Origin of the sequence: Protofrankia sp. Cj3, assembly GCF_917627355.1 — a bacterium.
In the GTDB taxonomy this organism is placed as follows: domain Bacteria; phylum Actinomycetota; class Actinomycetes; order Frankiales; family Frankiaceae; genus Protofrankia.
Window position 1 is genome coordinate 1 of sequence record NZ_CAKJTR010000174.1, and the last position, 8,702, is coordinate 8,702.

Annotated in this window: 5 protein-coding genes; all 5 read right to left on the reverse strand. The window is 67.5% G+C overall.

The window, feature by feature from the left end; all coding sequences use genetic code 11:
• Positions 1–92 precede the first annotated feature (92 nt).
• Entirely contained in the window at positions 93–2,651 is a 2,559-nt protein-coding gene (glgP, locus tag MJ783_RS18885; protein WP_239312169.1) for an alpha-glucan family phosphorylase, read from the reverse strand.
• 270 nt (positions 2,652–2,921) lie between these two features.
• Positions 2,922–4,943, reverse strand: a complete 2,022-nt coding sequence (acs, locus tag MJ783_RS18890) for an acetate--CoA ligase (RefSeq protein WP_239312172.1) — start codon at positions 4,941–4,943, stop codon at positions 2,922–2,924.
• A 137-nt stretch (positions 4,944–5,080) separates the two neighbouring features.
• Positions 5,081–6,574, reverse strand: a complete 1,494-nt coding sequence (locus tag MJ783_RS18895) for an MFS transporter (protein ID WP_239312179.1) — start codon at positions 6,572–6,574, stop codon at positions 5,081–5,083.
• A gap of 315 nt (positions 6,575–6,889) precedes the next feature.
• Entirely contained in the window at positions 6,890–7,498 is a 609-nt protein-coding gene (locus tag MJ783_RS18900) for a TetR-like C-terminal domain-containing protein (RefSeq protein ID WP_239312181.1), read from the reverse strand.
• Positions 7,499–7,668: 170 nt separating this feature from the next.
• Entirely contained in the window at positions 7,669–8,397 is a 729-nt protein-coding gene (locus MJ783_RS18905; protein WP_370651702.1) for a sucrose-6-phosphate hydrolase, read from the reverse strand.
• Positions 8,398–8,702 lie beyond the last annotated feature (305 nt).

Sequence of the window (8,702 nt, forward strand, 5' to 3'; positions counted from 1 at the left end):
CGGCGGTGCCGGGTGGGGACTGGCGGAGCGCGGCCAGCCCCCACCCGATGCCGGCACGGTGACCGTGGGTGCGCGGTCAGGCCCGGATGCGGTCAGTCCGGGTTGGCGACGAGCCCGAGCTCGGCCGGTGAGGCGAGCTGCGGATGCCGTGGGAGCACCCGGACGGTGTAGCCGAAGGCGCCCGTCCGCCGCAGCGGGATGGTGCCCTCGAAACGCTGCCCACCGCCCTCGCCGGTGCCCAGGTGGGCCAGCGCCACGGTAGTCGGGCCGAGCAGCCGGTCGGCCTCATCGATACGGCCGTAGGTGGCCTGGACCTCCACATCCGCGAGGTCCAGGCCACCGAGCTCGACCGTTGCCCGGACCACCAACGACTGACCGACCTGAGGGGTGTCACCGAGCCCGGCCGAGTCGACGTTGACCACCCGCACAGCCGGCCACGCCTGGCGGACCCGCCCCTTCCAGCCCGCGAGACCACGGGCCCCGGCCAGTCCGTCGGCCGCGGCCACCCGCGCCGAGGCCGCGGCGGGGATGTAGTACCGCTCGACGTACTCCCGCACCATCCGGGTGGCGAGCACCTGCGGGCCGAGGGTGGACAGGGTGTGCTTGACCATCGATGTCCACTGCCGGGGAGGCGCGCCCGCGCTGGTGACGTCGTAGAAGCGCGCGGCGACCGTGTTCTCCAGCAGTTCGTACAAGGCGACCGACTCGAGGTCGTCACGGCGCTCGGGATCCTCGACACCGTCCGCGGTGGGGATCGCCCAGCCGTTCTGCCCGTCGAACATCTCGTCCCACCAGCCATCCCGGATGGACAGGTTGAGACAGCCGTTGAGCGCGGCCTTCATCCCCGACGTCCCGCACGCCTCCAGCGGGCGCAGCGGGTTGTTCAGCCACACGTCCGAACCGGCGTAGAGGAAACGCGCCATCCCGATGTCATAGTCAGGCAGGAAGACGATGCGATGGCGGACCTCGGGTGTGTCCGCGAACTGCACGATCTGCTGGACGAGCTGCTTGCCGCCGTCGTCGGCCGGATGCGCCTTGCCCGCGATGACCATCTGGATCGGGCGCTGCGGGTGGAGCAGCAGCCGGGTGAGCCGCTCCCGGTCCCGCAGCATCAGGGTGAGCCGCTTGTAGGACGGGACCCGGCGGGCGAACCCGATCGTCAGGACAGCCGGGTCGAACACACCGTCGACCCAGTCGAGCTCGCCGGGCGCGGCGCCGCGCTGGAGCCACGACGCCCGCAGCCGGCGGCGGACCTCGGCCACAAGCCGCTCACGCAGTTCCCTGCGCATCGACCAGACCGCGTCGTCCGACACCCGGGCGATCTTCGAAAACCCCTCCCCGGCGCCCTCAAGGGGAGATGGTCCCAGCTCCCGGTCAGCCAATTCGATCACACTGCGCGACACCCAGGTGGCCGCATGCACGCCATTCGTGACCGAACCGATGGCAACCTCAGCCGGGTCGAACCCCGGCCACAGGCCCGCGAACATCTCCCGGCTGACGATCCCGTGGAGCTTGCTGACGCCGTTGGAGCGCTGAGCCAGCCGAAGGCCCATATGAGCCATGTTGAACACGTTCGGGTCGGACTCGGCGCCGAGATCCAGCACGCGGTCGACGGGCACGCCCGGCCAGGCGTTATCCCCACCGAAGTGACGGGCCACCAGATCCTTGGGAAACCGGTCGATACCCGCGGGCACCGGAGTGTGGGTCGTGAACAGCGTCCCAGCGCGGGCCGCCTCCAACGCCTCGTCGAAGCTCAGGCCGCTCTCGGTCAGCTCACGGATACGCTCCAAGCCGAGAAAGCCCGCGTGGCCTTCGTTGGTGTGAAAAACCTCCGGCGCTGACGCGCCGGAAACCGCCGAGTACGCGCGCAGCGCGCGGACCCCACCGATGCCCAGCAGCATCTCCTGCAACAGGCGATGGTCGGTGCCACCACCGTAGAGCCGGTCGGTAACACCCCGCTCGGCCGGCTGGTTGTCCTCGACATCCGAGTCGAGCAGCAGCAGCGGCACCCGCCCGACCTGCGCCTTCCAGATCTGCGCATGCAGGGTGCGGCCTTCGGGAAGCCCGATCGCGATCTTGACCGGAGTACCCGAGGCATCGATGAGCTGGGTCAGCGGCAGGCCGTGCGGGTCGATGCCGGGATAGCGTTCCTGCTGCCAGCCATCCCGGGACAGCGACTGCACGAAATAGCCCGCCCGGTAGAGCAGGCCGACCCCGACGATCGGCACGCCGAGATCGCTGGCGGTCTTAAGATGATCTCCAGCGAGAATTCCCAGGCCGCCGGAGTACTGGGGCAGCACCTCGGTGATCCCGAACTCCGGCGAGAAGTAGGCGATCGCCTTGGGTGCCGCGGACAGCGCCTGGTACCAGCGTGGCGCGGTCAGATATTCCTGTAGGTCTTCGGCTGCGTTGCTGAGACGGCGGATAAACCGGCGATCAGTCGCCAGGGTCTCAAGGCGCTCGTGGTCGACCTCGCCGAGCAGCCGGACCGGATCTCCCTTACAGGAGCGCCACAGTTCGGGATCGACGGACTCAAAGAGATCAAGTGTCTCCGGGTGCCACGACCAGCGGAGGTTCAGCACAAGCTCACCGAGCGGGAAAAGCTGCTCAGGGAGCTGGGCACGGACGGTGAAGCGTCGAAGGGCTCTCACGAAGTTGTGAGCTTAGTGGTCGCCGCCGGGAGTTCGCCCAGGGCCTGCCGGCGCCAGCCGGCGCCTCGCGTCGTTGTCGTCGGCGCCGGTAGAACACCGCTACCGGGGCCTGGGCCGCCTCGCGACGCATCCGCCGCATCCGCCTGGCATCCGACATACCCCGACGGACCTGCCGGATCGGCTTCGCCGATCCGGCAGGAACCCCGACCTCCGGCGGCGACCGCTGAGACACCGCTGGCGTCTTGTGCCCCCAGTTCTCCGATCAACCCATCACTCGTCCGAGCCGGCCGCGGCGACCTTGGCGGACAAAACCCCCATTACGGTTGGATCACGCAGGGTCGTGACGTCACCGAGCTCGCGCCCCTCGGCGATGTCCCGCAGCAGTCGCCTCATGATCTTCCCCGATCGCGTCTTGGGGAGATCATCGGCCCAGATCACCCGCCTGGGGCGAGCCAGTTTCCCGATGCGCGCGGCCACATGGTCACGAATTTCGGCTATCGTCTCGTCATCACCGACACGACCCCCGGTCAATGTGACGAAAGCCACAATGGACTGACCAGTCTGATCATCAGGCTGGGCGACGACCGCGGCCTCCGCCACCGCCTCGTGGGCGACGATCGCGGACTCGACCTCCGCGGTCGACAGCCGGTGGCCCGACACATTGATCACATCATCGATCCGGCCGATGATCCAGAAATATCCGTCGGCATCCAGCCGAGCCGCGTCACCGACCACATAGACTGTCGGGCCGAATCGTGAAAAATAGGTCTGCACGAACCGTTCGTCGTCCCGGTAGAGGGTCCGCAGCATCGACGGCCACGGCTTGGTGATCACTAGAATGCCGGTCCCCTCAGTGATCGGCTCGCCGTCCTCGGACAGCAGCGCCGGTGAGATCCCCGGCAGTGCGGTTGTGGCCGAGCCCGGCTTGGTCGACGTCACACCCGGCAGCGGAGAAATCATGATCGCGCCAGTCTCGGTCTGCCACCAGGTGTCGACGATGGGGCAACGACCGCCGCCGATCACCTTGTGGTACCACAGCCAGGCCTTCGGGTTGATCGGCTCGCCCACCGTGCCAAGGAGCCGCAGCGACGACAGATCATGCCTGGCCGGGTAGTCGGCGCCCCACTTGACACAGGTACGGATCGCGGTCGGCGCGGTGTAAAAAATCGTGACCTTGAATTCTTCGATGATCTTCCACCAGATATCCCGGTCGGGATAATCGGGAGCGCCCTCGAACATCACGCTGGTCGCGCCGTTGGACAACGGCCCGTAGACGATGTAGGAGTGCCCGGTGACCCAGCCGACGTCGGCCGAGCACCAGTAGACGTCCGAGGACACGTCAAGGTCGAAGACGAGCCGGTGGGTGTAGGTCGCCCCGGTCAGGTACCCCCCGGTGGTGTGCAGGATGCCCTTGGGCTTGGCCGTGGACCCGGAGCTGTAGAGAATGAACAACGGATGCTCGGCATCCATCGGCTCGGCCGGGCACACCGGGTCGGCCCGCTCGCACAGTTCGTCGTACCAGACATCCCGGCCGGTGAGCATCGGCGCGGGCGTGCCGGTCGAGCGGACCACGACGATGTGCTCCAGGGTCTGCACGCCACCGAACTCGGCGTCCACCGCCTCCTTGACCGCGGCCGTCCGGCCTTTACGGCGGGCGCCGTCCACAGTGATCAAAACCTTTGCCTCGGAGACCTCCATCCGCTCGCGCACCGCGGCCGGAGCGAAACCACCGAACACCACGTTGTGAACGGCGCCGATCCGGGCGCAGGCCAGCATCGCCACCACGACTTCGGGAATCATCGGCAGGAAGATCCCGACGACGTCACCCTTACCGACCCCGAGGCTCTTCAACCCGTTGGCCAGCCGCTGGGTGTCGGCCAGCAGGCCGGCGTAGGTCAGCGTGCGTCGCTCGCCTTCCTCGCCAACCCAGTGAAAGGCGACCTTCCCGCCCCGGCCCGCGGCCACGTGCCGATCCAGGCAGTTCGCCGAGACGTTGAGACGACCATCCGCGAACCAGCGGTAGAAAGGCGGGTTCCGGTCGTCGAGCACCGTTGTGAACGGGATGTCCCATGTCACCAGGGTGCGGGCTTTGTCCGCCCAGAAGGCAACCGGATCGACGGCGGCCGCGTCGCTGTCAGCCGTACCGGGCTGGCGAGGAACGAAACCGGCTGGCGGATCGAACCGGTCAACCAGGAGCATCCGCTCAAGCTCATGCTCCAGGCGCCCACCGGCGGAGCCGGTCTCGTCCTGGCCGGCGCCGATCGCAGCGGTGCCGTCCGCGGTGCTGGTCATGGGTCCTCCTGCGTCCGGTGGCTGGCTCGTCCGCATCCGGGTGTACCACGAAGCCCCGACAACTCACAGGAATCCAGCGGCGGTAGGCCCGGTCCCGCTCCGCCCGCCACCGGTTTCCCCTGGGATCTCCGGTTTCCTTACCCTGCGTGCACGGCAACCGCATCCGCCGGCACATCGGCTTTCCCCGCCCGGACGAGAACGACGATCACCGTCAACGCGAGCAGAATCATCGCCGCGCCCCAGCTGAACGCCGTTGTGTATCCGGAGATCTGCGCCTGGGCCACGCCGCGCGGACTGGTGCCGTGGCTGACGAGGTAGTCCGCCACCGCCGTGGCAAACACCGTGTTCAGCAGCGCCGTGCCCAACGAACCGCCGATCTGTTGGGTGGCGTTGACCAGAGCGCTGGCGACACCCGCATCGTGAGGCTCGACGCCGACGAGCGCAAGGCTCGACATCGGCACGAACACCAGCCCGAGGCCGACGCTGATGAGCAGCTCCTCGGGCAGAACATGGCTCACATAGCTGGTGTCGAGCCCGATCTGGGTCAGCAGAAGCAAACCGGACGCGCTCAGCACGGTTCCGGCAACCATCGGGATCTTGGGCCCGGTACGCGGCAGGAGCTGGCTGACAAGCCCGGCAGAGACGATGATACCTCCACTGAACGGCAGAAAGGCGAACCCGGCCCGCAGCGCGCTGTACCCGAGACTCACCTGGAAGTAGAAGGTGAGAAAAAGGAACATGGCGAACAGGCCACCACCGATGAGCAGGGACGACAGGAAGGACGCGCCTCGGTTGCGTTCCAGGGGCACCCGCAGCGGAAGCAGCGGCGCGGCGCTGCGGGTCTCGATGAGGACGAACACGACCAGCAGTACGGCGGCGGCCCCGAGAAACACGAGCGTGACCGCCGCGCCCCAGCCGTCCTGTGCCGCCTTGGTGAAGCCGTAGACCAGGCTGACCAGCCCGGCGCTGACGGTTATCGCCCCGGGAATATCGTAGTGGGCCTTACCCTCCGCCTTGCTCTCCCGCACGATGGGAACAGCCGCCGCAGCGGTGACCAACGCGATCGGCACATTGACCAGCAGGCACCACCGCCAGGACACGAATTCGGTGAGAAGGCCACCGAGGATGAGCCCGAGCGCGGCGCCGCCACCGGCGATCGCGCCATAAACGCCGAAGGCGCGGGCCCGCTCCCTGGTCTCGGTGAACGTAACGGTGATCAGCGAAAGCGCGGCCGGCGCGAGAAGGGCTCCGAAAACTCCCTGCAACGCACGGGCGGCAAACAGGAGCCCGGCGTTCGGCGCGATACCGCCGAGCGCGGATGCCAGCGCGAAGCCGAGCAGACCGATGATAAGGGCGCGCTTGCGGCCGGCGAAGTCGGCGACACGGCCGCCGAGGAGCAGCAGGCCGCCGAACGCCAACGTGTAGGCAGTAACGATCCACTGCCTGTCCGCCGTGGAGATGTGCAGATCAGACTGGGCCTTGGGCATTGCGATGTTCACAATGGACGCGTCGAGCACGACCATCAGCTGAGCCACGGCGATGATGCCGAGGGCAAGCCAGCGACGGGGGTCGGGAGCGCTCCCGGGTTCCGTTCCGCTGTACTCAGATAGACGTTCAGTAGTCGTCGTCACCGATACTCCTCGACTGCCAAAAAGTAAATAAGCGGGCAATTCGGGCGCCAGTTGGCGCGATGCCGGACGCGGCGTCAGGGAATCCGGTGTCAGTAAGAGCGCCCAAGAATAAGAGCGGCCGGCAATAGGGGACGCGGCGTCGCGGGGCCAGGGCGCGCACCTCGCGTCATCGCTGCCCGTCCATCGCCGCGCGATGGACGGGCACCCCGCGGCTCGTCAGTCGCCACCCAACACCTCCAGTGGCTCCCTCCGCCGCCTCGCGATGCACGCACCCCAGCCCCACTCCTTGATCCACACCCCTGTTGCCGGGCGCTCTCAGTGGTCGCTGAGGGCCATCAGTGGCAGCAGCACATCATCGACCATATGTTCGATAAACGAATCGTCAAGAACCTCATCGGTGAAAAGCAGCCGGAAAAAGAGCAGTGCGGGCGCCAACTCACGGAAGACATCGGCGGCCACGGGCGAGCGCAGCTCACCCCTGCCCAGCGCGCGCTTCACGATGAGATCGCCGACCCAGCGCTTCTCTTCGATCGTCTGGGCTCGCAGCGCCGCCGCGAGGTCGGGAGACTGCCGCATGGCCAGCAGCACTCCGGCGATCAGTGCGGCATCCTGCCGGGACACGTGGTCGACCAGTTGGCGGATGGTGTCCATGAGGTCGCCACGAAGACAACCGGTGTCGGCGGGGATTATGTCGTCGCCCGCGCTCCGCCTGCGAATGGCGTCGACGACCAGTTCGTCCTTGTTGGCCCAGCGCCGGTAGATCGTCGCCTTGCTCGCGCGGGCCCTGGCCGCGACGGCGACCATGCTCATCCGCTCGTAACCGACCTCGACCAGCAGCGCGAGCGCGGCGTCGAGGATGGCCTGTTCCCGCGCGTCGTCGCGTGGCCGGCCCCGCGCGGAGCCGCACGGCGGCAAGGAGAGCATCACGTCATCAGGCCCCCAGCGTTCGATGTTTTCCAAAACAGTACCGTACTGTACCCGAATTCAGCCAGCCATCATGGCTACATAGTGTGGTCAAATACCAATAAAAGGATGCAAAAAGTACAAAAATAAGGCCAGTCGGTAACGGAGCGAAAGGGCAGAACTCGAACGCGTCAATCCGTCGCGAGGTCTCCGGCGCCCGGCAGGAGAGCGGTGGCGAGAATTTCCAGCAGCTCCTGCCCGCCCAGCAGGCCCGCCGCGGCGGTGATCCGCAGATTCGGCCAGGTCCAGCCGCTTTCGTGAAGTTCGCCATGGGCGGGACGGACAGCGAGCTCCGCGGCAGCGAGCATCCCGCGGTCAAGCAGCGAGTCCCCAGCCGCGGCCAGGGCGGCGGCGCCGGCCCGGCGCATCACCTCGACGAGCGCCGCCTCCTTGGTCAGGACAGCTGGCAGCAGATAGACCTTGCGCCCCTGGACAGACAGCCTCCACCCGTCGGCGGCAAGGTCCGCCGCGACCCCGCGGAGATCGGGGACAGCGCCACGTTCATGGGCGACGAGGTACACGAACAGGCCCTCGGCGACCCGGCTGACCCGGACCCAACCGTCGGCGGCAAGACGCTCGGCCACGGCCTGGACGTCGGCGAGCGGGCCGGCCTGCGTGTCGATCCGGGCGCGGACCAGGGCTGCCCAGTCCTCATCGGGGCAGCCGTCCACCAGCAGCTGCCCACCGTTTGTCGTGATCGCGAACTTGGGGCGCACACCAAGATCGATTCTTTCATACTGCGCTCGGGTGCGCGTGGTGACCGGGACGAGAGTGGCCGCGGCGGCCAGCCACGCGATCAGTTTGGCCGCACGGACGGTGCAGAAGGCGGCCGGCTGACCGTCAATATGCTCGACGGTCACCAGAGCGGGTTCACCGCCGCCCGGCGCTAGGCGGAAAGACCTCCGGCTGTAGACCAACGTCTGGTCGAGATCGCAGGCGACCAGCCAACGCGAGCCCGGCGGGGATCCGGGGGATGGCGCCAGCGGGGTTCGTGTGTCGATGCCCGAACTGTATGACGCGGGTACCCGAACGATCCACAGCATTGCGGTACGCCGCCGCCCGCCTACAGCGGCAGCCCATCATGATGACAGAATAGATGCGGCTGACGACGAATCGTTGATGCCCGCAACAGGACACCTGCCGACCCTTAGTGGTCGACCCTTAG

Excerpts from the sequence above, each read along its gene's own strand:
- acs (WP_239312172.1), bottom strand. The coding sequence starts at position 4,943 with ATGACCAGCACCGCGGACGGCACCGCTGCGATCGGCGCCGGCCAGGAC.
- MJ783_RS18900 (WP_239312181.1), bottom strand. The coding sequence starts at position 7,498 with ATGCTCTCCTTGCCGCCGTGCGGCTCCGCGCGGGGCCGGCCACGCGAC.